25 protein-coding genes are annotated in these 23,714 nt (G+C 64.8%); 15 read left to right on the top strand and 10 right to left on the bottom strand.

The window, feature by feature from the left end; genetic code table 11:
* Nucleotides 1-80: 80 nt before the first annotated feature.
* Entirely contained in the window at nucleotides 81-1,256 is a 1,176-nt protein-coding gene (locus tag HYH08_RS16665; RefSeq protein WP_220010884.1) for an MFS transporter, read from the top strand.
* A gap of 88 nt (nucleotides 1,257-1,344) precedes the next feature.
* The gene (locus tag HYH08_RS16660; protein ID WP_220010883.1) at nucleotides 1,345-1,722 is read left to right on the top strand and encodes a hypothetical protein; all 378 of its coding nucleotides are present in this window, start codon (nucleotides 1,345-1,347) and stop codon (nucleotides 1,720-1,722) included.
* Between the two features lie 32 nt (nucleotides 1,723-1,754).
* On the opposite strand, the gene HYH08_RS16655 is transcribed toward HYH08_RS16660, so the two are convergent.
* Complete coding sequence (locus tag HYH08_RS16655) at nucleotides 1,755-3,095, bottom strand: alpha/beta hydrolase (protein WP_220010882.1); 1,341 nt, start codon at nucleotides 3,093-3,095, stop codon at nucleotides 1,755-1,757.
* A 333-nt stretch (nucleotides 3,096-3,428) separates the two neighbouring features.
* On the opposite strand from HYH08_RS16655, the gene HYH08_RS16650 reads away from it, so the two are divergent.
* Both HYH08_RS16650 and HYH08_RS16645 read left to right on the top strand, forming a co-directional pair.
* Nucleotides 3,429-4,796 (top strand): APC family permease, encoded by a 1,368-nt coding sequence (locus HYH08_RS16650; protein ID WP_220010881.1) that lies wholly within the window; start codon nucleotides 3,429-3,431, stop codon nucleotides 4,794-4,796.
* A gap of 2 nt (nucleotides 4,797-4,798) precedes the next feature.
* Nucleotides 4,799-6,010 carry a hypothetical protein gene (locus HYH08_RS16645; protein WP_220010880.1) on the top strand — a complete coding sequence of 404 codons (1,212 nt, stop codon included), beginning with the start codon at nucleotides 4,799-4,801 and terminating at the stop codon, nucleotides 6,008-6,010.
* A gap of 21 nt (nucleotides 6,011-6,031) precedes the next feature.
* On the opposite strand, the gene HYH08_RS16640 is transcribed toward HYH08_RS16645, so the two are convergent.
* Nucleotides 6,032-6,589, bottom strand: coding sequence for a helix-turn-helix domain-containing protein (locus HYH08_RS16640; protein ID WP_220010879.1), 558 nt, complete (start codon nucleotides 6,587-6,589; stop codon nucleotides 6,032-6,034).
* A 344-nt stretch (nucleotides 6,590-6,933) separates the two neighbouring features.
* Between HYH08_RS16640 and HYH08_RS16635 the strand changes: the two genes are divergently transcribed.
* Genes HYH08_RS16635 through HYH08_RS16625 form a run of 3 tightly spaced genes read left to right on the top strand, consistent with a single transcriptional unit; the run spans nucleotide 6,934 to nucleotide 9,777 of the window.
* On the top strand, nucleotides 6,934-8,247 hold the full coding sequence (locus HYH08_RS16635; RefSeq protein ID WP_220010878.1) for an MFS transporter: 1,314 nt from the start codon (nucleotides 6,934-6,936) through the stop codon (nucleotides 8,245-8,247).
* A gap of 55 nt (nucleotides 8,248-8,302) precedes the next feature.
* On the top strand, nucleotides 8,303-8,824 hold the full coding sequence (locus HYH08_RS16630; protein ID WP_220010877.1) for an MOSC domain-containing protein: 522 nt from the start codon (nucleotides 8,303-8,305) through the stop codon (nucleotides 8,822-8,824).
* Nucleotides 8,821-9,777, top strand: coding sequence for a PDR/VanB family oxidoreductase (locus HYH08_RS16625; protein WP_220010876.1), 957 nt, complete (start codon nucleotides 8,821-8,823; stop codon nucleotides 9,775-9,777). Before HYH08_RS16630 ends, HYH08_RS16625 begins: the two co-directional genes overlap by 4 nt.
* Before the next feature lie 7 nt (nucleotides 9,778-9,784).
* On the opposite strand, the gene HYH08_RS16620 is transcribed toward HYH08_RS16625, so the two are convergent.
* Nucleotides 9,785-10,000, bottom strand: coding sequence for a hypothetical protein (locus HYH08_RS16620; RefSeq protein ID WP_220010875.1), 216 nt, complete (start codon nucleotides 9,998-10,000; stop codon nucleotides 9,785-9,787).
* Nucleotides 10,001-10,092: 92 nt separating this feature from the next.
* Nucleotides 10,093-10,431 carry a membrane protein insertion efficiency factor YidD gene (yidD, locus tag HYH08_RS16615; protein WP_220010874.1) on the bottom strand — a complete coding sequence of 113 codons (339 nt, stop codon included), beginning with the start codon at nucleotides 10,429-10,431 and terminating at the stop codon, nucleotides 10,093-10,095.
* Nucleotides 10,432-10,661: 230 nt separating this feature from the next.
* Here yidD and HYH08_RS16610 point away from each other — a divergent pair, with 230 nt between their 5' ends.
* Complete coding sequence (locus tag HYH08_RS16610) at nucleotides 10,662-11,555, top strand: COG3904 family protein (RefSeq protein ID WP_220010873.1); 894 nt, start codon at nucleotides 10,662-10,664, stop codon at nucleotides 11,553-11,555.
* Between the two features lie 69 nt (nucleotides 11,556-11,624).
* On the opposite strand, the gene HYH08_RS16605 is transcribed toward HYH08_RS16610, so the two are convergent.
* Nucleotides 11,625-12,080, bottom strand: coding sequence for an iron-sulfur cluster assembly scaffold protein (locus tag HYH08_RS16605; RefSeq protein WP_220010872.1), 456 nt, complete (start codon nucleotides 12,078-12,080; stop codon nucleotides 11,625-11,627).
* Between the two features lie 241 nt (nucleotides 12,081-12,321).
* On the opposite strand from HYH08_RS16605, the gene folE reads away from it, so the two are divergent.
* The 4 genes from folE (at nucleotide 12,322) to HYH08_RS16585 (ending at nucleotide 16,138) form a co-directional block, all read left to right on the top strand.
* Nucleotides 12,322-13,002, top strand: a complete 681-nt coding sequence (folE, locus tag HYH08_RS16600; RefSeq protein WP_220010871.1) for a GTP cyclohydrolase I FolE — start codon at nucleotides 12,322-12,324, stop codon at nucleotides 13,000-13,002.
* 28 nt (nucleotides 13,003-13,030) lie between these two features.
* A complete protein-coding gene (gene hisI / locus HYH08_RS16595) occupies nucleotides 13,031-13,453 on the top strand; it encodes a phosphoribosyl-AMP cyclohydrolase (protein ID WP_220010870.1) in 423 nt (140 codons plus the stop codon).
* A 214-nt stretch (nucleotides 13,454-13,667) separates the two neighbouring features.
* Nucleotides 13,668-14,693, top strand: a complete 1,026-nt coding sequence (locus tag HYH08_RS16590; protein ID WP_220010869.1) for a lysozyme family protein — start codon at nucleotides 13,668-13,670, stop codon at nucleotides 14,691-14,693.
* Between the two features lie 269 nt (nucleotides 14,694-14,962).
* A complete protein-coding gene (locus tag HYH08_RS16585; RefSeq protein ID WP_220010868.1) occupies nucleotides 14,963-16,138 on the top strand; it encodes a DUF2336 domain-containing protein in 1,176 nt (391 codons plus the stop codon).
* Nucleotides 16,139-16,366: 228 nt separating this feature from the next.
* On the opposite strand, the gene HYH08_RS16580 is transcribed toward HYH08_RS16585, so the two are convergent.
* The 3 genes from HYH08_RS16580 to HYH08_RS16570 form a co-directional block, all read right to left on the bottom strand.
* Nucleotides 16,367-16,945: an Hpt domain-containing protein gene (locus HYH08_RS16580; RefSeq protein ID WP_220010867.1), complete on the bottom strand. Its 579-nt coding sequence runs from the start codon at nucleotides 16,943-16,945 to the stop codon at nucleotides 16,367-16,369.
* Between the two features lie 28 nt (nucleotides 16,946-16,973).
* Nucleotides 16,974-17,519: a response regulator gene (locus tag HYH08_RS16575; RefSeq protein WP_220010866.1), complete on the bottom strand. Its 546-nt coding sequence runs from the start codon at nucleotides 17,517-17,519 to the stop codon at nucleotides 16,974-16,976.
* A gap of 99 nt (nucleotides 17,520-17,618) precedes the next feature.
* Complete coding sequence (locus tag HYH08_RS16570; protein WP_220010865.1) at nucleotides 17,619-18,398, bottom strand: NAD kinase; 780 nt, start codon at nucleotides 18,396-18,398, stop codon at nucleotides 17,619-17,621.
* Nucleotides 18,399-18,643: 245 nt separating this feature from the next.
* On the opposite strand from HYH08_RS16570, the gene HYH08_RS16565 reads away from it, so the two are divergent.
* Nucleotides 18,644-20,212: a S10 family peptidase gene (locus tag HYH08_RS16565; RefSeq protein WP_220010864.1), complete on the top strand. Its 1,569-nt coding sequence runs from the start codon at nucleotides 18,644-18,646 to the stop codon at nucleotides 20,210-20,212.
* 50 nt (nucleotides 20,213-20,262) lie between these two features.
* Here HYH08_RS16565 and HYH08_RS16560 read toward each other — a convergent pair whose 3' ends face one another.
* Nucleotides 20,263-21,645 (bottom strand): serine hydrolase domain-containing protein, encoded by a 1,383-nt coding sequence (locus HYH08_RS16560; protein WP_220010863.1) that lies wholly within the window; start codon nucleotides 21,643-21,645, stop codon nucleotides 20,263-20,265.
* Between the two features lie 109 nt (nucleotides 21,646-21,754).
* Nucleotides 21,755-22,300 carry a tetratricopeptide repeat protein gene (locus HYH08_RS16555; protein WP_220010862.1) on the bottom strand — a complete coding sequence of 182 codons (546 nt, stop codon included), beginning with the start codon at nucleotides 22,298-22,300 and terminating at the stop codon, nucleotides 21,755-21,757.
* Between the two features lie 251 nt (nucleotides 22,301-22,551).
* Between HYH08_RS16555 and HYH08_RS16550 the strand changes: the two genes are divergently transcribed.
* Entirely contained in the window at nucleotides 22,552-22,947 is a 396-nt protein-coding gene (locus HYH08_RS16550; protein WP_220010861.1) for a His-rich protein BRANT, read from the top strand.
* A 317-nt stretch (nucleotides 22,948-23,264) separates the two neighbouring features.
* Nucleotides 23,265-23,699 (top strand): hypothetical protein, encoded by a 435-nt coding sequence (locus HYH08_RS16545; protein ID WP_220010860.1) that lies wholly within the window; start codon nucleotides 23,265-23,267, stop codon nucleotides 23,697-23,699.
* The last annotated feature ends 15 nt before the right edge of the window (nucleotides 23,700-23,714 follow it).

Here is a 23,714-nt window from a genome sequence, read left to right as displayed (position 1 = left end):
TGGCGCGCAAAAGCCGCGGTACGCCAACTATTTCGCGCTGCGCCCTTTAACTAGCCGGCGGCCGCTCTACATGCACTTGCATGCAAAAACCGCCCGCCGCCGGCCACCTCGCGCCAACCGCCCTGATGCTTGGGAATCTCGTCACCGGCAGCTCGGTGCTGGCACCGGCGGGCATGCTGCCGGAGCTGTCGGCTGGGCTCGGCATCAGCATCCATACGGCCGCGCTGCTGATCACCTTCGGTGCGGCCACGCTGTGCATCGGCTCGCCGCTCACGGCTTGGCTCACCAGCCGCGTCGAACGGAAGACGCTGCTGACGACGACGCTGGCGGTGCTGGCGCTCGGCAATCTCGCCTCGGCTTTCGCGCCCGACTACACCAGCCTCCTCGTCATTCGCCTGGTCATGCTCGCGGTCGGCGCGCTCTATACGCCGCAGGCGGCCGGCACGGCGGCGCTGATCGTGCCGGTGGAGCGGCGCGGCAGCACGATTGCCTACATCTTCCTCGGCTGGTCGCTCGCTGCCGCCGTCGGCCTGCCGCTGATCACCTTCATGGCCAGCCGCTATGGCTGGCGGGCGGCCTATGGCGGGATCGGCGCACTCGGTTGCATCAGCTTTCTGCTCTTGCTGTTGCGCTTGCCGGCAGGATTGAAGGGCACGCCTGTTGATTTGAAGACCTGGAGCGCGGTCGGCCGCAGCAAGGCAATCCTGCTGCTGCTGGCAATCACGATGCTGCAGATGGCCGGGCAGTTCGTGGTGTTCACCTTCATGGGCCCGCTGCTCAAGAAGCTCACTAACGCCAGCCCCGATGCGATCGGTCTGGTGTTCGGCATCTATGGCGTTTGCGGTTTCCTCGGCGTCGTCATCGCGACCCGCATCGTCGACACCTGGGGGCCTTATCGCACCTCGCTGCTGTTCACCTGCCTGCTGCTGGCGGGCATCGCGGGTTGGGCGCTCGGCGCCGGCACGCTGGTGCTGATGGTGGGCGCGGTCGCGATCTGGGGTCTCGGCTTTGCCTCGACCAATTCGATGCAGCAGGTGCGGCTGGTCGCGGCGGCACCTCAGCTTGCGTCGGCAACTGTCGCGCTCAACACTTCCGTCCTCTACATCGGCCAGGCGGTCGGCTCCGCCATCGGCGGATTGCTGTTCGCCCGCGAAATGCTGCATCCGCTCGGCTTCGTCGCGGTCGGCTTCGTCGTGGCCGCGCTGGTCCTGGTGATCCTGACCCGGCCCCGGCCGGCGACTGCGGCGACGGTCTGACCCGCGTTTTCCAGCGCGGAAGGCGCTTGGCAAACCGCGCGCGGGAGCGCTAGAAGGCGGGCATGGGGACCAAAGAGAGTTGACTGAAATGAGGATGATTCTGGCGGTTGCCGCGGTGCTCTATTCAGCCTCCGCGTTTGCGCAAACCGACAAGCCACCGATGGTGGGGGACAAGCCGCTGGTGCAGGTCAAGCCGAAGGGGACGAAGGCCGCGGCTGCGACCGCCACTCCGGCGCCGAAGGGCAAGCCGCAATCCATCGCGGCGCGGCTGCAGGCCTGCCTGGACATCGACGACGGCACCAAGGACCGGCTCAACTGCTACGATGCAATCATCCCGCCGGCGCCGAAGCCGAAGCCGGCGAAGGCCAAAGGCTACGCCGATTGCAAATTCTTCAAGGAAGAGGATGAGCGGCTGGCTTGCTACAATGGCTTTGCCGAGAGCATTCCAAAGCTGCCCAAGACCTGAGGTTGGCGCAGCAAGATCCGTTCGCGCAATATCTAGCGGCTTGCCGCCGCCGCCACGCGCGTCAGCGCCAGTGCCGGCGTTGCCGCCATCTTCACCAGCACGTCCTTGAGCGGATATTGCGTCCAGGCGCGATTGACGTAGTCGCGGTGGGTGATGCCCTCGCCAGTCTCGACGAACACCACGCTGCCGGGACGTAACGGGCCGTCCATGTCCTCGGAGACGCTGATGCCCTTCTGCCTGAGCATGCTCATCAGCTCGCGGTCGCGACGCGCGGTGTAGCGGGTGTAGGAGCTGACGAAGAAGCCGGAGCGGTGGCTCTCGATCCAGGAGGCGAACTTGTCCATCTCGCCATAGACGGCGTCGAGCAGCACGACGCCACGGACGCGGTCGCTGATGCCGCCGACCTCGAGGCTCCAGGCCGTCGGCAGGAAGCCGCCGCTGTAACCGACGATGACGATCGGCATATTGGCGAAGGCGCGAGCGCTGTTGGGATCGCCGGTGAGGCGGGCGAGGTGGCTCGCCGACTCCTCCATGAAGCGCTTGAGGCCGCCGGCCTGCCAGAACTTTCCGGCGCTGGAATCGGCGGCGTCGACCGCCATCTGCGGCGCGAGCAGGATGGCATTGGCGCCGGAATCTGTCACCTGCTGCGGCACCAGCTGCCGGTCGCGCACGTCGCGCTCGAGTGTTGCGCCATTGCCGTGGAAGAACAGCACGATCACGCCCGGCTTGCGCACGTCGAAATGCTCGGGGACGTGCACCAGCACGCGGCTGTCGCTGTAAGTCTCGTCCTGCCAGTAGACGCGCCCCGAATAGCTGCGATGGCCGCGGCGGTCGCCCTTGGAGATGTTGAGGAAGGGCGCGTCGGACGCGGGGTTGTTGCCGAAATAGGGGAAGGCGGACGACTTCATGCTGACGAGCGTCGTCAGGTCCTCGCGCTGCGGGCGTTGATACGGCACCTGCGGGGCGAGCGAGGCCACCTTGTAGGGTGCCTGCTCCGGCTGCGCCTGCTGCTGCACGGCGCGCTTCGGCGAGAAGTCCGACATCTGCCGTTGCAGAAAACTCTCGCTCGCGGAGGGGAAGCGTTCCCTGAACTGCGGGGCGGGGAAGCGGTCCTCGAACGTGTCGCCGCTGGCGACTTGCTGATTGGTGGTTTGCGGATTGGTTTTGGCGACGACCTGATTGACCACTTGCACATTGGCCTGCGAGTTCGCCGCCAGTGTCGCCGGGTTCGGCGCCTTGCCGCATTGAACCAGCGTCAAGGACATCGGCACCAAGGCTGAGATCAGGCCGATCCGGAGCGCGCGACCGCGCCGACCGGACATGGTCCGATCGGCACGACCATCAGCTCTTGATTTCGGAACGGCCCCGACCATCCACCCATGACCCCAAAGTCACGACCCAAGTCACGCTCATCGGCATCTTAAGACAATTGAGCCGACTGGCGTTTAGGCGACGTTAAGCGTCCGGAGAAAATTCCCCACATCCGGAACGCTCAAAAGGACCATGCAATCGTGTCCTGATTGTGGGGGAGAGACTCGGGATGTTCCGGTGTCTCCGCCGGTTTATTGTCCAAGAGGATGCATAAGAGGTGCTGAATTACCTATTTCGGCTGCCTCATTTAACCCTTGTTAACCCTGCTTGAATTGACTGGACCGAACTGCACGATGCTTCCCATGAGGCGTGACGCCTGAGGTTTAAGGACCCCGATGACGGCATCTGATGCGGGACCCGCGCCCCGGACTGGCTGGCTGACCGGAAGCGGGTCAGGGGTTTCCGTTCTGGTCGCCACCGCCATCGTCGTTGCCGATATGGTCGGGGTCGGCGTCTTCACCAGCCTCGGCTTTCAGGTCAAGGACATCCCGTCGGGCTTCTCGATCCTGCTGCTGTGGACCGTCGGCGGCATCGTCGCGCTGTGCGGGGTGTTCTCCTACAGCGAACTCGGGGCGATGTTTCCGCGCTCGAGCGGCGAGTACAATTTCCTCGGCCGTGCCTATCATCCCGCCTTCGGCTTTCTCGCCGGCTGGGTCTCGGCGACGGTCGGATTTGCAGCGCCGGTTGCGCTCGCCGCGATGGCGTTCGGCGAATACGCCAAATCGGTCGTGCCCGATCTGCCGCCGATCCCGCTCGCCATCGGCGTGGTGTGGCTCGTCTCGATCGTGCAACTGACCGGCGTCAAGCACTCCTCGACCTTCCAGCTGATCTCGACCATTTTGAAGGTCGTGCTGATCGTCGCCTTCCTGGTCGCTGGCTTCATCATCGGCGTGCCGCAGCCGATTGCCTTCACGCCGCAGCCGGGCGATCTCGCCCATATCGTCAGCGCGCCGTTCGCGATCGGCCTCGTCTTCGTGATGTACTCGTTCTCGGGCTGGAATGCCGCGACTTACATCATCGGCGAGATGAACATGCCGCAGCGAAATCTGCCGCGTGCGATGCTCGCGGGCACGCTGATCGTGCTCGTCCTGTACGTCGCGCTGAACGCGGTGTTTCTTTACTCTACGCCCGTCAGTGCGCTCGCCGGCCAGCTCGACGTCGCCAGCGTCGCCGGTAGCGCCATCTTCGGCAGTTTCGGCGGCCGGATCGTCGGCGCGATGATCTGCGTCGGCCTGATCTCCTCGATCAGCGCGATGATGTGGATCGGCCCGCGCGTGATGATGACGATGGGGGAGGACATTCCGGCTCTTCGCGTGTTCTCGAAGCGGTCGGTGAGCGGGGCGCCGGCCTATGCCATCCTGTTTCAGCTTGCGGTCGCCAATTTGCTTCTGTTCACGCGCAGCTTCGAGGCGGTGCTCGACTTCATCCAGTTCGCGCTGCTGTTCTGCTCGTTCTTCACGGTCGCCGGCGTCATCAAGCTGCGCATTACCGATCCCAACCTGCCCAGGCCCTATCGTGCCTGGGGATACCCGTTCACGCCGCTCGTATTCCTGCTCGTGACGGCTTTCATGATGTACTACCTTTTGACCGAGCGGCCGATGCATTCGCTCTCGGGAATGCTCGTGATGCTCTCGGGTCTGTTGATTTATGCTGTTTTCCGCAGGCGGCCGGTCGCCGCTGGCAATTCACACGATCGCGAATAGACATGCTTGCAGCCTTCAGAATTGCGGCCGTCGCATTTGCCCTGCTGGCTGCGGCCGTCTCAATCGCACGTGCAGCCGACGCCACCTTTGACGACACCGCGCGCTTCCTCGCGGGCATGCAGCCTTCGGCGGACTCGCCGCTGGTGCCGCTGACCAAAGACCCGTCCTGGCAGCATCACGCAAAGTTCTTCGACGGCGCCTTCAGCCAGCTCGAGCAGCGGCAGCTCTCGAAGATCCGCGCCTGGTCCGAGGTGAATCTCGCCGCTCCCAGGCCGACCATGTTCTACATGTTCAGCGGCCCGGACTTCCTCTACGCCAACGCCTTCTATTCCAAGGCCAGCACCTACGTGCTCGGCGCCCTGGAGCCGGTCGGCGCGGTGCCCGATCTGACGCGGCTGCCGCGCGGGTCGGTCGGCGCTGCGCTCTACAATGTCGAGCGCTCGCTCGGCTCGATCCTGAGCTTTTCGTTCTTCATCACCAAGCAGATGAAGGTCGATTTGCACGCCAACCAGGTCAACGGCACCTTGCCCATCCTCTATGTCTTCCTGGCGCGCTCCGGCAAGACCATCCGCAATGTCGAGATGGTCGCGCTCGACGCCAAGGGCGGGATGCACACCGGCAATGACAATCCGGGGCCGAACGCCACGCACGGCGTCCGCATCACCTTTGCGGGCCCCGATGGCGAAGCGCGCACGCTGTATTATTTTTCGACCGATCTCTCCAATGCCGGCGCGCGCAACACAGGCTTCCTGAAATTCTGCGAGACGCTCGGGCCCGGCAACAGTCTGCTCAAGAGTGCATCCTATCTCCTGCACAAGGGCGACTTCGCGGTCACCCGTGACTGGCTGCTCACCAACAGCGCGACCATCATCCAGGACGATTCCGGCATTCCACTGGCCAATTACAACGCCCGACAGTGGCGGTTCTTCCCGTTCGGCCGGTATCTCGGACCGATCGGCGAATTCCCTGGCCGCTATCAGGAGCGCTACGCCGAACTGTTCGCGCGCGCCCAACCGATCGATTTCGGCGTCGGCTATCGCTGGCGCATGCACGAGTCGAATCTGCTGCTGTCAGTGAAGGTGCCGGGGACCGAGACCGCGCCGGCGGAGACGATCTCGTCGGATGAGCCACAGCCCAAACCACCGCGTCCCAGGCGACCGCGCCCGCCCGAGCCGATCCCGCCGCCGGCCGGGCGCTTCTACTGGTTCCGCTGAGCTATTCGCCGAGACCCGGCGTTAAGAGCTCTGCGCCACCACGACCAGCACTTCCGCCTTCTGCCGGCCGAGGCTCCTGACCTCGTGCGGCGTCTCGCCCGAGAAATACAGGCAGTCGCCCTTGCCGAGCGTCAGCTCCTCGCCGTCGAGCTTGATCGCGATCTTGCCGTTGATCACGAACAGCAGCTCCTCGCCGGCATGCGAGGCGCGCGTCGCCGATTTGTGGGGCGGGCTGAGGAGGAACGGCTCCATCATCTTGCGGGTGCGGCCGGTGACCAGCGGGACCACGCCAAAATTGTCCTGGAACAGCGGTACGTTGCCGTCCTCGCGGCGGAACAGGGTGTAGCGCGGGGCGGGCTCGGCGTTGGGGTCGAAGAAGTTCGCGACATTGACCTCGAGCGCGGCGGCCATCCGCAGCAGCGCAGCCAGCGAGGGGATCTTCAGATTGCGCTCGACCAGCGAGATGTAGCCGCGCGTGAGATCGCTCTGCTTGGCAAGCTGGTCCAGCGTCAGGCCCTTGGCAATCCGCGCCTGGCGGATGTTGGCCCCGACCGCGGTCGCTTTGCTGACGTCAAGCACGCATGAGTCTCCCGAACTGCTGGGCTTCTTTTGCAACAGATGCGGCCGAACTGCCAGCCCGGCGGCCCGGATGGGCCAATCCGGCCGTGTGCAGGTGTATTCCATGGGAAAACTATCGCGCGGAAATTTCGAGCAAGGCCGCAGATAATGTGGGCATTTTTGCTGGTATATCTCGGATAATAGCCAAAAATTGGGGCATTGGATGCTCTCTGCCGCGATCAGCGGCATTTGCCCCGTCCTGCGGCGTTGATTTCCATTAGTAAACATGATCGATTTTACCGTCCGCCCGCCGATGGGCTCCGCGGACAAAATCACCTGATGCCGGTACCTTTCTGGAGAGATCGATGACCGTAGCAGACGACGTAACCCTGAACGTAGCGCCGGACGAGGCGGCGAGCTTGCGACGGATCGTGTGGTCGAGCGTGATTGGCACCGCCGTCGAATGGTACGACTTCCTCATCTACGGCACCGCGACCGCGCTGGTGTTCAACAAGGTCTTCTTCGCCGCTGGTAATCCCACGCTCGCCACCATCGCCGCTTTCGGTACCTATGCCGTTGGATTTCTGGCGCGGCCGCTCGGGGCTGCGATCTTCGGCCATTACGGCGACCGGGTCGGCCGCAAGGCGATGCTCGCGATCACCATCATGGTGATGGGCATCGGCACCTTCCTGATCGGCCTTTTGCCGACCTATCAGCAGATCGGCATCGCCGCGCCGCTGCTGCTGATCGGCCTCCGTTTCCTCCAGGGCATCGGCCTCGGTGGAGAATGGGGCGGGGCAGTGCTGATGGTGGTCGAGAACTGCCCGACCCACCGGCGCGGCCTGCTCGGCAGCATGGTGCAGGTCGGTAACCCCATCGGCAATCTCGCCGCGATCGGCATGTTCGCGCTGGTGGCGAGCCTGCCGGAAAGCGACTTCATGGCTTATGGCTGGCGCATTCCCTTCCTGATTTCTATCCTGCTGGTCGGCGTCGGTCTCTATATCCGCCTCAACATGGAAGAGACGGCGGCGTTCCGGCAGGTGCAGGCCAAGAAGGAAGTGGCCAGCATGCCGCTGGTCGAGATCTTCAGGCACCATCGCAGACCGTTCTTCACCGCGGTAGGTCTCAAGATTTCCGAGATCGCCTATGCCAGCATCGGCGGCGTGTTCGTGATGTCTTACGCCACGGCCAATCTCGGCCTGTCGCGCACCGTGGTGCTGAACGGCGCCTTTGCCGCGTCGCTGGTCGCGCTGTTCGCCATTCCACTGTTCGGCTGGCTGTCCGACCTCGTCGGCCGCAAGACCATGTTCTATGCGAGCTGCGTATTCTCGGCCCTGTTTGCATTTCCGCTGTTCTGGCTGCTCGATACCCGCGATCCCACCATCGTTATCTGCACCATCGTGGTCGCGATCACCTTTGGCCAGATGGTGATGTTCGGCATCGGCGCGCCCTGGTACTCCGAACTGTTCTCCGCGCGGCTGCGCTACAGCGGCGCCTCGCTCGGCTTCCAGGTCGGTGCGGCCCTCAGCGGCGGGTTGACGCCGTTGATTGCGGCGTCTCTGATGGCGTGGAGCGGCGGGGCCACCTGGCCGGTCTCGCTGTTCCTCATTGCCTGCGCCGCGATCACCGCGACCGCCACGACGTTGGCGCCGGAGATGGCGAACAAGGAACTGACCTGATCCCTCGGCGCGCCGCTGCCGGCGGCGCGTCCTCGCTCCTCACAAGGATTTTGTCATGCTCGATACCGTCAGCGCCGGCCCGGCGCACACCGCAGCACAACTCGGCTGGACCGGCGTGGTGCGCTTTCTCCATTTCTGCCCGCGCGCGTTCCTGCCGATGCGCGCCGCTGAATCGATCAATCTCGTCGCTGGCCGGGGCATCGAAGGCGATCGCTACATGATCGGCAACGAAGCAGGTTTTTACTCCCACAAGCCCGAGGAGGGCCGGCAGGTCACCCTGTTCGAGCTCGAGACGCTGGTTGCGCTGAAGCGCGACGCCGGCATTGAGCTTGGTCCCGAAGAGCACCGGCGCAACGTCACGGTCGAGGGCGTGCCGTTGAATCATCTCGTCGGCCGTCGTTTCTGGCTGGGCGAGACTTTGCTGGAAGCGACGCGCTTGTCGGTCCCGTGCCGGCATATCGAGGAGATCACCGGCAAGGCGATCTTCGATCCCCTGATCAATCGCTCCGGCCTCAATTGCAGGATCCTGCAAGGCGGCGTGGTGAAGGTCGGCGACACCGTGCGGAACGCGGCATGAAGGCGCGCCCGATCACGACGGTCAAGACGGTCGTCACAGCCATCGAGAAGGCCGGCGAAGGGATCAAGCTGTTCACGCTGGCCGACCCCGACAATTGGGAACTGCCGCCGTTCAAGCCGGGGGCGCATATCGACCTGCATCTGCCGAACGGCCTGGTTCGCACCTACTCGCTGTGCAACGAGCCCGCGGACAATGCGCGCTACCTCATTGCGGTCAAACGCGAGGCGGACGGGCGTGGCGGCTCGCGTGCGCTGCACGACGAGGTCGCTGTCGGCGATGTCATCGGCGTCTCTCTGCCGCGCGGCGGGCTCGACCCCGGTGCGCCCATCGCACGCTATGTGTTCGTCGCCGGCGGCATCGGCGTGACCCCATTCTTGTCCATGGCGCGGCATCTCGAACGAGCCGGAGAGGCCGACTACGCACTGCATCTGATCGTGCGCGAGGAGGTGCCGCTTGCGGCTCATCTCGGCGCGCTGATTGAAGCGGGACGGGTCGTCGTGCACCGGACGTCCCGGACCGGCCGCCCCGATCTTGCGGCCCTCGTCGGGGAGGCTGGATCAGAGACGCTGGTTGCCTGCTGCGGCCCCGGAGGCATGACCGACGATTTCGAGCGTGTGACGGCTGCATGGCCCGCGGCCAATGTTCACATCGAGCGCTTCGTCGCGCCGCCGCCGGTCATCGATCCCGACGCAAAGCCCTTTACGCTATCGCTGGCGCGCTCGGGCACCGAGATCCAGGTCCGTGCCGGCCAGACCATGCTGGCCGCGTTGCAGGAAGGCGGCATCGACGTCGCGACCTCCTGCTGTGGCGGCATCTGCGGCGCCTGCAAGGTCGGATGGATCGAGGGCAGGCCGGTGCACCGCGACCGCATCCTGTCGCCCTACGAGCGCGAGCGCTATCTCATGGTTTGCGTAGCGGGGTCCGACGCCGAACGGCTGGTGCTGGACCTCTAGACTACGACTACCAATGCACGCTCTGGCTTGGTTCGACGAATGCGGTGGTGCTCGGCGGCGTCGCCTGGCTGGTCGCGAGATACCAGCCGGAGCCGAAAACGAGTGCGAGCAGGGCGATGATCGCGAGGACGTCGAGCGTCCTGGGGTCATGGTGGTGGTGACCCCTGGGGCCGAGATAAGGACCGGGCCTGAAGTGGAAATGAGGGCTGATTTTCCAGCGCATTGTTGTTTTCCTCCCTGCGGAGCATCACAGCAACGCGACGTGAAAGTTCCGGTTCCGCTCAGGGCAGCGATGCGCAAAGCACCGCAGCATACTCAGAGTGCGTTGACGCCGCGCCAGCGGGCGTAACGCCAGGGCAGATACCAGTGCGCACCTTGCGGCGCGGTGAGGGGAACGTTGTCGATCCCCGAGGTGCCGAACGGATTGCAGCGAAGCAGGCGCGCCAGCGTCATCCAGCCGCCCGCCCACAATCCGAACCGCTCGATCGCTTCATCGCCGTAGACGGAGCAGGTCGGCAGGTGCCGGCAATTGTATCCGACCAGTGGCGAGAGCGTGTGCCGGTAGAGCCAGATCAGCGCGCGGCCGAATCTGCGCGGCAGCCGCCATGCGCCGTCGACGGGAGTGGAACAGTGCTCGCAGGCTGAATGCTTCATGGGCGGTGTGCTGCGATCATGGGCGAGGTGTTGCGCGGTTCCGGCGCAGGGAACTGCAAGCTGTTGTTTATGCGCCATATTTTACGTGCTTTTTGGGAGCAGTGCAGCAAGTACCTATGGACGATCTGTATTCCCCCGGATACCATTTTTATGACGTCCATGTGTAGACTCGTTGGAACGTCGAAACGGGGCTTGCCTGAATCGCCTTGGGGCTTGGGGAAGGGACCAGTTTGAAACTTCTGAAGTCGCTCAAACTTCGCGGCTGGTTGCTGGTGGGAACCGCCGCTTGTGGGGTCGCGTTGGCTGGTGCCCTCGCGACATTCGGGTCTTCGGCCCGCGCTGGGGCCGCGCTCGAAGAGCGCAAGCTGCCGATGAAGTTCAGCTGGATCGCCTGCGAGCCGAACTGCCGCGGCTGGGTCAGCGCGGTCGGCATCATCACCTCCGATACGCCCAAGGACTTCGACGACTTTGCCCAGGGACGCCAGCTTGGCGGCGCCACCGTGGTGCTGGATTCCAGCGGCGGTTCCGTCAACGACGCGATCACGCTCGGCCGGCGCTTCCGTAATCTCGGTCTGCTGACCACGGTCGGCATCAGCCTGCCGAACCGTGGCGGGCCGTCGGCCCGTCCGGCTGTTGCGTCCGAGGCCTATTGCGAATCCATGTGCGTGTTCCTGCTGCTGGCCGGCAAGAAGCGCTACGTGCCGGAAGCCGCGCACGTCCGCGTTCACCAGATCTGGATGGGCGACCGCGCTGACGATGCCAAGGCGGCAAGCTACAGCGCGCAGGACCTGATGATCGTGGAACGCGACATCGGTCGCCTCGCCAAATACACCTTCGACATGGGCGGTGCCGGCGATCTTTTGTCGCTCGCGCTCAGCGTGCCGCCTTGGGAAGATCTGCACGAGCTGGATGCAGGCGAGTTGAAGCTCACCAATCTCGTGACGACGGATCTCGTCGCCGACGTGCTGCCGCATGTCGATATCACTGCGCCGGCCATGGCAGAGCTGGCGCCGAAGACTCAGGCGAGGTTCGGAACGGAACCGGAGCAGGCGGCCAGGTCGACCAAGACGGCGGAAGCCATGGTGCCGACCGGTACGGCGCCGAGCGCCGGCGCGCAGAAATAAGCGGACTTCCTTGATGGTCATTCCGGGGCGTGCGTCGGCGCGAACCCGGAAACTTGGCGGACGAGGGGGTCAGCCCTGCGCCGCGGCGGGCTGCTTGGCTTTCGCCTGGATCTGGCCGATGGCGTCGACCACGGCATCGAAGGTCAGAAGCGTCGAGGCGTGCCGCGCCTTGTAGTCGCGGACCGGCTCGAGGAATTTGATTTCCTCCCACTTGCCTCCCGGAGGCGTGCCATTCTCTTTCAGCATCTTGCGAACGGTTTCGCGTAACTCACGGAGTTCGCTCGCAGTCGAGCCGACCACGTGACTTGCCATGATGGATGAAGAGGCTTGGCCCAGCGCACAGGCCTTCACGTCATGCGCGAAGTCGGTGACGGTGTCGCCCTCCATCTTGAGATCGATCTTCACGGTCGAGCCGCACAATTTGGAGTGGGCGGTGGCGGTGGCATCGGGGTCCGGCAGCCGCCCGAGGCGCGGAATATTCCCGGCCAGCTCGATGATCCGCTTGTTATAGATGTCGTTCAGCATGTGATGGAGTCCAACACTTCCGCACCCGATCGGCCTTGGCGGGCGCCGTCCAGGGCCCTATATAGGGACGGAACTGGTGGAAAAACAGTCCAGCGGTGCGGCGGCGGTGATCCAGATCTGCGTCGCCAGCGTATTGACCCAAGGACCTGTTCACCAAAACTGTTCTCTCCAGGCGTCTGGCGGCTTGCCGCCCCGTCTGCCGGTGACACTCCGGCCTTTGAGGCCGTCGAACGGAGTAGACATGGACGCGACAATCAAGCCGATCCGCCCCAACAAGCCGCTCGAGAGCCGCCCGGCCGAGCTCGATCCTGCCGAATTCCTCGCGGCCGCCGTCCGCGCCGACCAGCCGCGCCCCGCGCGCGCCGAGGCGGAAGCGGCGGTGAAGACGCTGCTCGCCTATATCGGCGAGAACACCGAGCGCGAGGGTCTGCTCGACACGCCGCGCCGCGTGGTCGAGGCCTTCGACGAACTCTACCAGGGCTACCACCAGTGCCCGGCCGAGGTACTCGACCGCACCTTCGGCGAGACCGCCGGCTATGACGACTTCGTGCTGGTGCGCGACATCGAGTTCACCTCGCAGTGCGAGCATCACATGATGCCGTTCTACGGCAAGGCGCACATCGCCTACACGCCGGTGGAACGCGTCGTCGGCCTGTCCAAGCTTGCTCGCCTGACCGACATCTTCGCCCGCCGGCTCCAGACCCAAGAGCATCTGACGGCGCAGATCGCGGCGGCGATCGACGAGATCCTGAAGCCCCGCGGCGTGGCCGTCCTGATCGAGGCCGAGCATACCTGCATGTCGGTGCGCGGTGTCGCCAAGCACGGCGCCTCCACCTTCACCAGCCGCTTCACCGGCATGTTCCGCGACAATCCGGCGGAGCAGGCCCGTTTCCTGTCCCTGGTGCGAGGTCTGCAGCGCTGACCTCGCGAGTTGACTGGCAAGGTTTGTCGTGTCCGCTCATTCCCATGAAATCGAGGAAGGGCTTTCCTTCCTGCCGCGCTTCGATGCGAACGGGCTGGTGACGGTCGTCGCGACCGACGTCGCCACCGGCGACGTGCTGATGGTCGCGCATATGAACGACGAGGCGCTGCGCAAGACCATTGCGACCGGCGAGGTCTGGTACTTCAGCCGCTCGCGCAAGGCCTTGTGGCGAAAAGGTGAGACCTCAGGTCAGACCCAGCGCGTGGTCGAGATGCGCACCGATTGCGATCAGGACGCGGTCTGGATTCGCGTCGAGCAGATTGGCGCGGCCTGTCATACCGGGCGCAGGTCGTGCTTCTATCGCAAGGTCGAAGCCGACGGCGGCGGTGCGAAGCTGATGTTCGTCGACGCAGAGCGGCTGTTCGATCCCGACGCGGTCTATAAGAAATAGTGACTTGTCATTCCGGGGCGCGCGCAGCGCGAGCCCGGAATCCATCGTGCGGCATAACGCGTGGTGGAATAGATTCCGGGCTCATCGCTTCGCAATGTCCGGAATGACGGCAAGGGCCAAATTAACCCCGCATTAACCATACCTGTCCCACGGTGAGACGACAGGGCGCCGAATTGCCGGCGCCTCCAACGCCGCGCGGAGCGGGCACTTCAGCATGTCGGTCGACAATTCCAGTGCCTCGCAGACGTCGGGTCTCGATCCGACGCGGGCACGTGTCGCCGGTGCGATCAAGCAGGTCTCCAGCCGGACCGGCGTCAGCTTCCAGTACATGCTGACCACCGCCAAGATGGAATCGGATTTCGATCCGACCGCGGGCGCCACCACATCGTCCGCGCACGGGCTCTTCCAGTTCATCGACCAGACTTGGCTCGGCACGGTGAAGGAGGCGGGTACCCAGCTCGGCTACGGCAACTATGCCGACGCCATCACCAGGACATCGTCGGGTACCTACACCGTCGACGACCCCTTCATGAAGCAGTCGATCATGAAGCTGCGAGACGATCCGGATGCCGCATCCAGCATGGCCGCGGCGCTGACGCAGTCGAACAGCTTCAAGCTTACCGGCCTGCTCGGCCGTAGGCCGAGCGACAGCGAACTCTATATGGCGCATTTCATGGGCGTCGGTGGCGCGGCAAAGCTGATCGCCAATGCGGAGGACAATCCGCAGGCGGTCGGGGCTCGGCTGTTTCCCAATGCGGCCTCCGCCAATCGCTCGATCTTCTACGCCAGGGATGGCCGCGCCCGCAGCGTCTCCGAAGTGTATTCGGTGCTCGACGCGCGCTACGCCAGCGCGGCGAATTCGAAGACGACCCGCAGCGCGATGGCGATGTATGGCGACAGTCCTTCGACGACGCAGGTCGCGAGCGCCAATGGCGTGCAGCCGGCTGCGCCGATGATCGACAACGCGGCTTATCTGCAGACCTTCCCCAATACGAATAACGTTACGCCGGTGAGCGCGACGTCATCGACTTCAGCGACGGTCGCCGACAACACGCCGGTCACGCCGGCTTTCCGCTCGATCTATCAGCCCGGCGACACCACGCAGCCGGTCTCGACCACGGTGCAGAAATTGTGGGGCAACAACGCCTCGCTCACCTCGGTTGCGTCAGCAACGCCCGAGGTGCGCCCGCCGCAGCCGCTCGACCTGTTCAGCGATCGCAGCGGCACCTTCTCGAGCTGATTTCCAACTCTCGTGTCCCGGACGCGCTGCAGCGTGAAACGCTGCTGCGCAGAGCCGGGACCCATGCTGCGAAGTGGGCCCGGCTAAGCAGCGCATTACTGCTGCGCTGTGCCCGGGGCACGCGAGCGCAAGGCGGCTCCCCAGCCCTTAACAAATCATCAATAAAACCAGCCAGTTATGGTGAACGCTTTGTTAAGCGTCGTGGTTTATTTTGTGTTGCGGGTGACGAGCCGTCACCGTTTTTGTTTGTTGTGTAAGCCGGAAGCAGCATGATTGTTCGGCAGTTCATCAATTGGATCAGGACGGCACCCGCCGGCGAGCGGGCCGAGGCGACACGGGCGTTGGCCCGTGCCCTGCTGATCTCGGACCTTTCCCACGACGACCGCGTCGCCGCCGAAGGCGCGCTGCTGATGCTGCTCGACGATCCCTCGCCGCTGGTGCGGCAGGCGATGGCCGAGGCGTTTGCGCGCAGCACCGAGGCGCCGGCCTCGATCGTGCGGGCGCTGTCGGCGGACCAGCCGACCGTCGCGCTGCCCGTGCTCGAACATTCACCGCTGCTGATCGATGCCGATCTCGTCGACATCGTCGCCACCGGCAATGACGAGGTGCAATGCGCGGTCGCGCGCCGCATCGCGCTGCCGGTCTCGGTGTGTGCCGCGATCGCCGAAGTCGGCTGTGCGGCGGCCGCGCTCGAGCTGATCGAAAATCCCCATGCCGAGCTCGCGCCGTTCTCCTGGAATCGCATCGTCGAGCGCCACGGCCATCTCGCCGCGATCCGCGAGGCGATGCTGGTGCTGGATGATCTGCCGTCAGCCACGCGCGCCGCGCTGGTGGCCAAACTGTCCGAGACGCTGGCTCAATTCGTCGTGGCCCGGAACTGGCTCAGCGCCGATCGCGCCGAGCGCATCACGATCGAGGCGCGCGACCGCTCTACCGTGAACATCGCGGCGCGCTCGCGCGGCGAGGACATGCAGGGCCTGGTGCATCATCTGCGCGTCACCGGCCAGCTCACCGCCGGCCTGATCCTGCGGGCGCTGCTCTCGAGCAATCTCGATCTGTTCGACGCGGCGCTGGCCGAGCTCGCCGACCTGCCGCTGGCGCGCGTCTCGGCGCTGCTGCACGATCGCGGAGGCAACAGCCTGCACGCGCTGCTGCGTCGCGCCGGGCTGCCCGAGGCGACGTTCGCGGCGTTCCAGGTCGCGCTCGATGCCTGCCACGAGCAGGGCTTTGTCGACAGCGAGGACGGCGCGGTGCGGCTGCGCCGTCGCATGGTCGAGCGCGTGCTGACCCATTGCGAGACCGACAGCAGTGCCGCCGAGCCGCTGATGGTCCTGCTCCGCCGCTTCGCCACCGAATCCGCGCGCGAAGAGGCGAGACTGTTCTGCGATGAGGTGGTCGCGGAGGACGAGATCGATTCGTCGTATGACGATCTAATCGCGGCGTAGCGAGATGCCGTAGGGTGGGCAAAGGCGCAACGCGCCGTGCCCACCATCCATCAATGATGGCGACAGAACGTGGGCACGCTCCGATTTGCTCACCCTACGATACCTGTTGTGCGCGATAGAGTATCCTCACACTCCGTCATTGCGAGCGCAGCGAAGCAATCCAGAATCCCGCCGCGGAAAGACTCTGGATTGCTTCGCTGCGCTCGCAATGACGAGTGGAAAGAGTTCTTACTCCGCCGGCACGATGCTCGGTGCGAGAATCGCCTCGAGATGCTCGGGGCGGTCGTGGTTGACCTGGGCGAGATAATCGTCGGCGACCTTGCGCAGGCGGCGGCTGAGCTCGGCGGAGACGCTGATGCTGTCGAGTTTGGTGTTCTCGTGCAGGATGGCGAGGATGGCGTTGATGTGGTGCGTGAACAGCTCGGCCGGCACCTTTTCCAGATCCGGCGCGTGCTCGATGACGCGGCACAGGCTTTCGGCAACGCCCGCTGCGGCCGGATAGCCGAACGTCGCCGCGTCGCCCTTGATGTCGTGCGCGGCGCGGAACAGTTCGTCGCGCCGTTCCTGGCTGAAACCCTCATGGCGGACGGCAACGTAGGCGGCCGACAGGCGATTGACCTCGGTCGTCATCCAATCCTTGAACTCACCGGAAAGGCCGGCGAGCGCCTGCTCGGCGCGGCCGATCGGATCGTCCATGTCCTTCTCTTCGATACGGCGCAGGACCTTGCGCAGCGGATTGGGCTGCGTGATGACCTGGTGCGTGGCGAAGGCCGTGACCTCGATGTCCTTTGCGCTGTTCTTCGCCATGATGCCTGCCTCGTCTGAAGACGTTGCGCTAGATGGAGGACCGCGCCTTGTCGAGCAGCGAGGGCTGTTGCATGACCTCGTGCTTTTCGCCGACGCGGCGTTCGGGGCCCATATAGGCGGAGTTGGTATTGCGGCGCCGGTCGGGCCCGAAATAGGTCTTGGTCTTGATGAAGGGCCGGGGATTGGCGACGACGTTGAGGATGCGCTGGTAGAGGCCCTTGGCCGAGATCGGCTTGGCCAGGAATTCGGTGACGCCGGCATCACGCGCCACGGTGACGCGGCGCTTTTCGGAATGGCCGGTCAGCATGATGATCGGCGCGTAGGGGTTACCCTTCGATTCCGGCTGGCGGATCATCTGCGCGAGCTCGAGCCCGTCAAAGATCGGCATCGCCCAGTCGGTGATGACGATGTCAGGGACGTAATGGCTGTACATTTCGAGCGCCGTGGCGCCGTCCTCGGCCTCGTAGACTTCGCGCGCGCCGAACGAATGCAGCAGCGTCCGCAGGATGCGGCGCATGTGCGGATTGTCGTCGCAGACGAGGAAGCGCAGCTTGTTGAAATCGATGCGGAACATGGCGCCCGGGCCGAAGCGGTCAACTCTCGTTAACCATATCCCGCCGGGGGTTAACGAAGCGTTGCCGGCGGCCGCCCGGCGGCACGCCGGGCAGGGGGCTCAATAGCCGAACTGCTCCCGGAGAATCCGCTCTTCGAGGCTGTGGCCGGGGTCGAACAGCATCCGCATCGAGATGGTCTTGTCCGAGAGCACCTCGACGCGGCGGACGTCCCGCACCTCGTCGTGGTCGGCGACTGCCGCGACCGGGCGCTTGTCGCCCTCCAGCACCTCGATCACGACATAGGCGGTGTTGGGCAGCAGCGCGCCGCGCCAGCGACGCGGGCGGAAGGCGCTGATCGGGGTCAGCGCGAGCAGGGCGGCGTTGATCGGCAGGATCGGGCCCTGCGCGGACAGATTGTAGGCGGTCGAGCCGGCCGGTGTCGCCACCATGATGCCGTCGGCGATCAGCTCGGGCATGCGCTCGCGCTCGTCGATCAGGATGCGCAGGCGCGCGGCCTGGTAGGTTTGTCGGAACAGCGCGACCTCGTTGATGGCGTGATGCAGATGGACGCGGTCGTTGACGTCGGTAGCGCGCATCAAGAGCGGATTGATCTCGGATTCATGCGCCGCCTCGAGCCGCGCGCGCAGATCGTGCGTCGAATATTCGTTCATCAGGAAGCCGACCGTGCCGCGGTGCATGCCGTAGATCGGCTTACCCGTGTGCATGTTCTGATGCAGTGTCTGGAGCATCAAACCGTCGCCGCCGAGCGCGACGACGACGTCGGCTTCCTCGGGCGAGCAATTGCCATAGTCCCTGGTGAGCTGGCCGAAGGCGGCCTGCGCCTCGCTGCTTGGGCTCGCGACGAAGGCGATCCGGTCGTATCGCGCTGGCTTGGTCATGGCTTTTCGGCAGGGCCGCTGGCTGGAGATAAGTTCCGCCGCGCTCGTCTATACGAGGTGGGCATGCATTGTCGAGGATGACCGATCCTCAACGCAACGGGTGACGGCCGGATTCGGAGCGAAACCGGCCGTTTTCGAGCCCGGTCGGCCGCTCCAGGACTGGCCGGGACCATGATCCCCCAAACCGTCGCAATTCCGGGCTAGTCTCTCGGCGCCGGCTGCCGCAGCCGACAGGGAGGACGATCATGGTCATGAGCTCGCCGGCACTGCGTTGCACAGCCTTGGTGCTGGCCGTGTCGGCTTTCGCGCTGGCAGGCTTTGCGCGCGCGGACGATCCGCCGCAGCCGCGTAACGAGACGGCGGCGCCGACGGGCCAGAAGGGCGGGCGCGGCGGTGCCGCGCAGGGCGCGGCGCAGGCTTCGCCGTCGGCTGCCGAGCCGCACCGTCTGCCGCCGGATTCGACCACGAAGCAGACGCTCGATCTGCCCGGCCGCACCCTCAACTTCGCGGCGACCGCCGGCTCGATCCGCGTATTCGACGGCAAGGGCGAGCCGCTGGCCGACATCGCCTATACCTCCTACGAGCTCGACGGTGCCGACCCCGCGACGCGGCCCGTGACCTTCCTGTTCAACGGCGGGCCTGGCGCGTCCTCGGCATGGCTCCAGTTCGGTGCGGCGGGACCGTGGCGGCTGCCGCTCGATGGCGAGGCGCTGTCGCCGTCGGCCTCACCCGAGGTGAAGCCGAATGCGGAGACCTGGCTCGACTTCACCGATCTCGTCTTCATCGACCCCGTCAGCACCGGCTATAGCCGTTTCATCGCGAGCGGCGAGGACGCGCGAAAATCGTTCTACTCCGTCGACGGCGACGCCAATGCGATCGCGCTAGTGATCCGCCGCTGGCTCGAGAAACACGACCGGCTGACCTCGCCGAAATACGTCGCGGGCGAAAGCTATGGCGGCATTCGCGGGCCGAAGGTGGTGCGCCAGTTGCAGATGCAGCATGGCGTCGGCGTGAGGGGATTGATCCTGGTTTCGCCGCTGCTCGATTTCCGCGAGTTCACCGGCACCAGCCTTCTGCAATATGTCGCGACGCTGCCGAGCTACGTCGCGGTGGCGCGTGAAGCCAAAGGTCCGGTCAAGCGCGCCGATCTCGCCGATGTCGAGGCTTACGCGCGCGGCGAGTTTCTGGCCGACCTCGTCAAGGGCGAGGCGGACAAGGAGGCGACCAATCGCCTTGCCGACAAGGTCGCCGAGCTCACCAGCATCGACCAGGCGGTGAGCCGCAGGCTGGCGGGCCGCTTCGACATTGGTGAATTCCGCCGCGAGTTCGATCGCAGGAACGGCAAGGTGACCGGACGCTACGATGGTTCGGTGCGCGGCTTCGATCCCTATCCGGACTCGGGCAATTCCCGTTTCGGCGATCCTTCCGGCGACGCGCTTCAGGCGCCGCTGACGAGTGCTGCGGTCGACGTCCTCACGCGAAAGCTCAAGTGGCGGCCGGACGGCTCCTACGAAGTCCTCAACGGCGCGGTCGAGGGCCATTGGGATTTCGGCCGCGGCATCAACCCGCCGCAGTCGGTGTCCGATCTGCGCCAGATCCTCGCGACCGACGCGAAGGTCAACGTGCTGGTCGCGCACGGCCTGTTCGATCTCGCCACGCCTTATTTCGGATCGAGGCGGGTGTTGGATCAGTTGCCGGCGTTCGTCACGCAGCGCGTGAAATTCGTCGTCTATCCCGGCGGCCACATGTTCTATTCGCGCGACGGCTCGCGGCAGGCGTTGCGGGGGGAGGTCGAGGGATTGATCAGGGAGTAGAGCATGATCCGGAACAGTGCATAGCGGTTTTCCGATAGATCATGCTCCAACTAGACAGGCCGGCGCTTACGAGGCTTGTATCTCCGCTCGAGCTCCCTCGCGACGACGCTCGCAGTCTTGATATTGGCCCCCGCAAGCCAGATGTCGCTCACCTTGCCGCGCTTGTCGCGGACGCGGCGGACCGGCTCGCCATGGCTGGAGTAACCCGCGGCCCAGGCGAGCTTGCCGGTGTCGCGGCCTGTGACCTCGATCTCGGCGGCATCCATGAACGGATTGTTGAACTGGGGATTGGCGACCAGCACGCGGTTGCCGAGTGGCACGAGGTCGCTCGCGCCCCAGATCGTCCACCAGCGGCCGGTCCAGTCGCGCACGCGGCGGTCGGGTGCGCCGCGCGTCTTGAAGATACGCAGGATCTGCATCGCGCCGTCCATCCAGAACGGCGCCGCGCCGTCGATGGAATTGCTGAGGATGCTGATTGCGAGCTCGCACCCGGGAATGGAGCAGGTCCGGGAGATGTAGCCCTGGAAGCCGCCGCCATGACCGAACCAGTCCCAGCCGTCGGTCTTGCCGGCGTTGACGCCCAGGCCGTAATAGCCCTCGAAGCTTTGCGGGACGCGCCAGTGATGCCGCGTCATTTCGCGGCGGCTCGCAACCGACAGTACGCTCTTTTTCGCATTGGGCGCAAGCTGGCCGAAGAAGCGCGCGGTGTCGCCGGCGGTGGCGATGAAGCCCGCGGCGGAGGCCATCGCATGAGCCGGATTGTCGCCAGGGATCACGCATCGCTCGCCGAGCGGCAGCTTTCGCGTGTGCCCGCGGGCGAATGAGGCGCCCTTGGGCATCGGAGCGTCCGGTTCAGTCTCGCGCAGGCCCGCGGGCTCGATGATCTCGCGCTTGATCCAGACGGGGTAGGGCTCCTTCGTCACGGCTTCGATGGCGAGACCGATCAGGCCGAAGCCGTGATTGGAATATTTGAAACGCGTGCCGGGCTCGATTGCGGTGGGCTGCTTCAACTCCGCAAGCAGCTCCCTAGCGTTGAGATAGGGACGGCTGTCGATGAACTGGCCGGAATCGGCGCCGTCGCGCGTCAGGCCCGCGGTGTGCGAGAGCAGCTGCGCGATCGTCGTCTCGGCGACGCGCGGATGTAGGCGGCCGACATATTGGCCGACGGCGTCGTCGAGCCTTAGCTTGCGCTGTTCGCGCAGCTTCATGATGCCGGCCGAGGTGAAACTCTTCGAGTGCGAGGCGATACGGAAGCGGTGGCGGGGGGTGAGTTTTTCGCCGGTGTCGAGATTGGCGAGGCCGAATGCGTGCTCGGCGACGATTTCGCCCTGATGGGCGAAGGCGACGATGACACCGGGCTGCTGGATGGTCGTGTGCTGGAATTCGATCCAGGAACTGATGTAGTCGATCGCGGATCGCAGCCACTTGTCCATTGCGCACCAATTAGCGAGGGGAGATTGGGTGCGCGAAGCTAGCCGAGAAAGCAGAACGGGCACAACCGTAAGGTTGTGCCCGTTCGTATCAATCGAAGATGCGCCGGCGTCAGTAGACCAGCGTCGCGCCGGTCGGTTTGTCGAGCGCGGCCGCCAGCGAGCGATATTCGGAGCTGTCGGTGCCGGCGAGCGAGGCGATCTTGTTCAGGTGATACTGCGCCTGCTCGCGGTTGCCCTGTTCGAGCTGCCAGAGCCCGTAATACTGCCAGGTGCGGACGTGATTCGGATCGTCCTTCAGCGCCAGCTCGTAATAGATCTTCGACGACTGGTAGTCGCCGAGCTTGCGGTAGGAATAGCCGATCAGATTGGCGACGTCGGCGACGTCGTCGCGCTTGAGCTGTTTCAGCTGGCCGATCGCGCCGGCGTAGTCGTGGTTGTCGTAGATCGTGGTGTAAGCGGTGCGATAGGCCGCGAGGAATTTCGGGTCGCTGACGGAGGAGCTCTTCTTCTTGCCCTTCTTGGACGAGGAGTCCGATTTCGGGGGCGATGAAGGCTCGTCACTGCCGGCGGCATAAGCGCTGGACAGCACCGGCGCGGCCGCCAGCGACATGGCGACCAAGCTCGGCACAACAACAAGCATTGAGAGTTTGCGCATTGAAGTTCTCCCGTATGGAACGTGGCGATCCTACACGATTGCCCAAAGACCGGAACACCCTGGGGGCGAAAACATTCCCGCTTCGCACGATGCATTGCCCCGGGGATGGATGACAAACTTGTCATCCAGATGAACGGAAGCTGGCAGCCGGCTTCAGACTGGGTTCAGTGCGCCAGACCTAGGCTCCCACCTACGATCGAAGGGTCGGCGAGAGGGCGCCGCCTCGAGATCCTTCCAAGAGGAGACACACCATGTTGAAGACCATTTCTGCCGCCTTGCTTGCCGCTTCCGTGATCGCGGCTCCTGCCTTCGCCACTGAACCCGCCAAGACCACCACGACCACGCCCGTGATCAAGGCGGACCAGAGCCAGACCAAGGCGACCACCGCCGTCAAGCCGGATGCCGGCATCAAGGCCGATGCCAAGAGCTCGGATGGCAAGACCTCTGCGGCGAAGCCCGCCGACGTCAAGGCCGACGCCAAGGTCGACACCAAATCGAAGGCGATGAATGCGAACGCCGCGGTCACGCCCGACGAGCACAAGACCGTGCGCACCCATCGCCATCACCACAAGCACCTGTCGGCCAAGAAGTCGCTGAAGGCGCAGCCGGACGCGACCAATCCGACGACCACCGAGAAGCGCAGCTAACGACTGATCCCGCGCGGCGGTATCCCTGGCATTGCCCCGCCGCCGCGTTGCGGATTTCAGGCCCGTCCCGTTCGTCATGCCTCGTGCGAAAGCGCAAGGTGCGGCGGCGGGGCGGTGCGTTTTACGGCCGCAAACGAGAATTTCGAAAACAACCCCATGCACAGTAGGCGGCCATCAGCTGAATCAATGGCTTGCGGGCAGGGCCTTGCGGATTTTACGAATCCGTTGACTCGTCGGGCAAAACACCTCTAGACAGGCAGCATTGCAACCTTGGGCTGGAACGTCTTCCGAGTCTGTTCGAGCGGAGAGCGTGAGCTGTGAGGCGATTGGCGAGATGTGCGGTGCGCTTGGGATTGATCCTGGCATTGCCGCTGGCGCTCGCGGGATGTTTCGGCAGCGACGGTGATCGCCCGTCCCTGATGGAGGGGAGCCAGGCCGGCGGGCCACAGCCGTTTCCCGACAATTTCCGCAGTGACACGCTGGCCTTGATGCGCGCCTATCTCAACAATCCCGTCGGTGTCCGCGAGGCCAGCATGGCCGACCCGGTGCTGCGCGAGATCGGCGGCCGGCAGTTCTACGTCGCCTGCCTGCGCTTCACGCCACGCGAGACCGACGGCAGCTACAAGGGCATGCGTGAACGGGCCGCCGTGTTCGTCAACGGGCGGGGCGACCGCGTCGTCGATCGCGCCGGCGAGCTCTGCACCGGCGCGGTTTACGCACCCTTTCCGGAACTGGAAAAGATGGCGCGGTAGCGCAAAGGCCGCCTT

This window comes from Bradyrhizobium sp. BR 10289, from assembly GCF_019455385.1.
Classification (GTDB): Bacteria; Pseudomonadota; Alphaproteobacteria; order Rhizobiales; family Xanthobacteraceae; genus Bradyrhizobium.
Note: the sequence above shows the minus strand (reverse complement) of the source record. Positions and strands in the feature narration are given on the sequence as shown.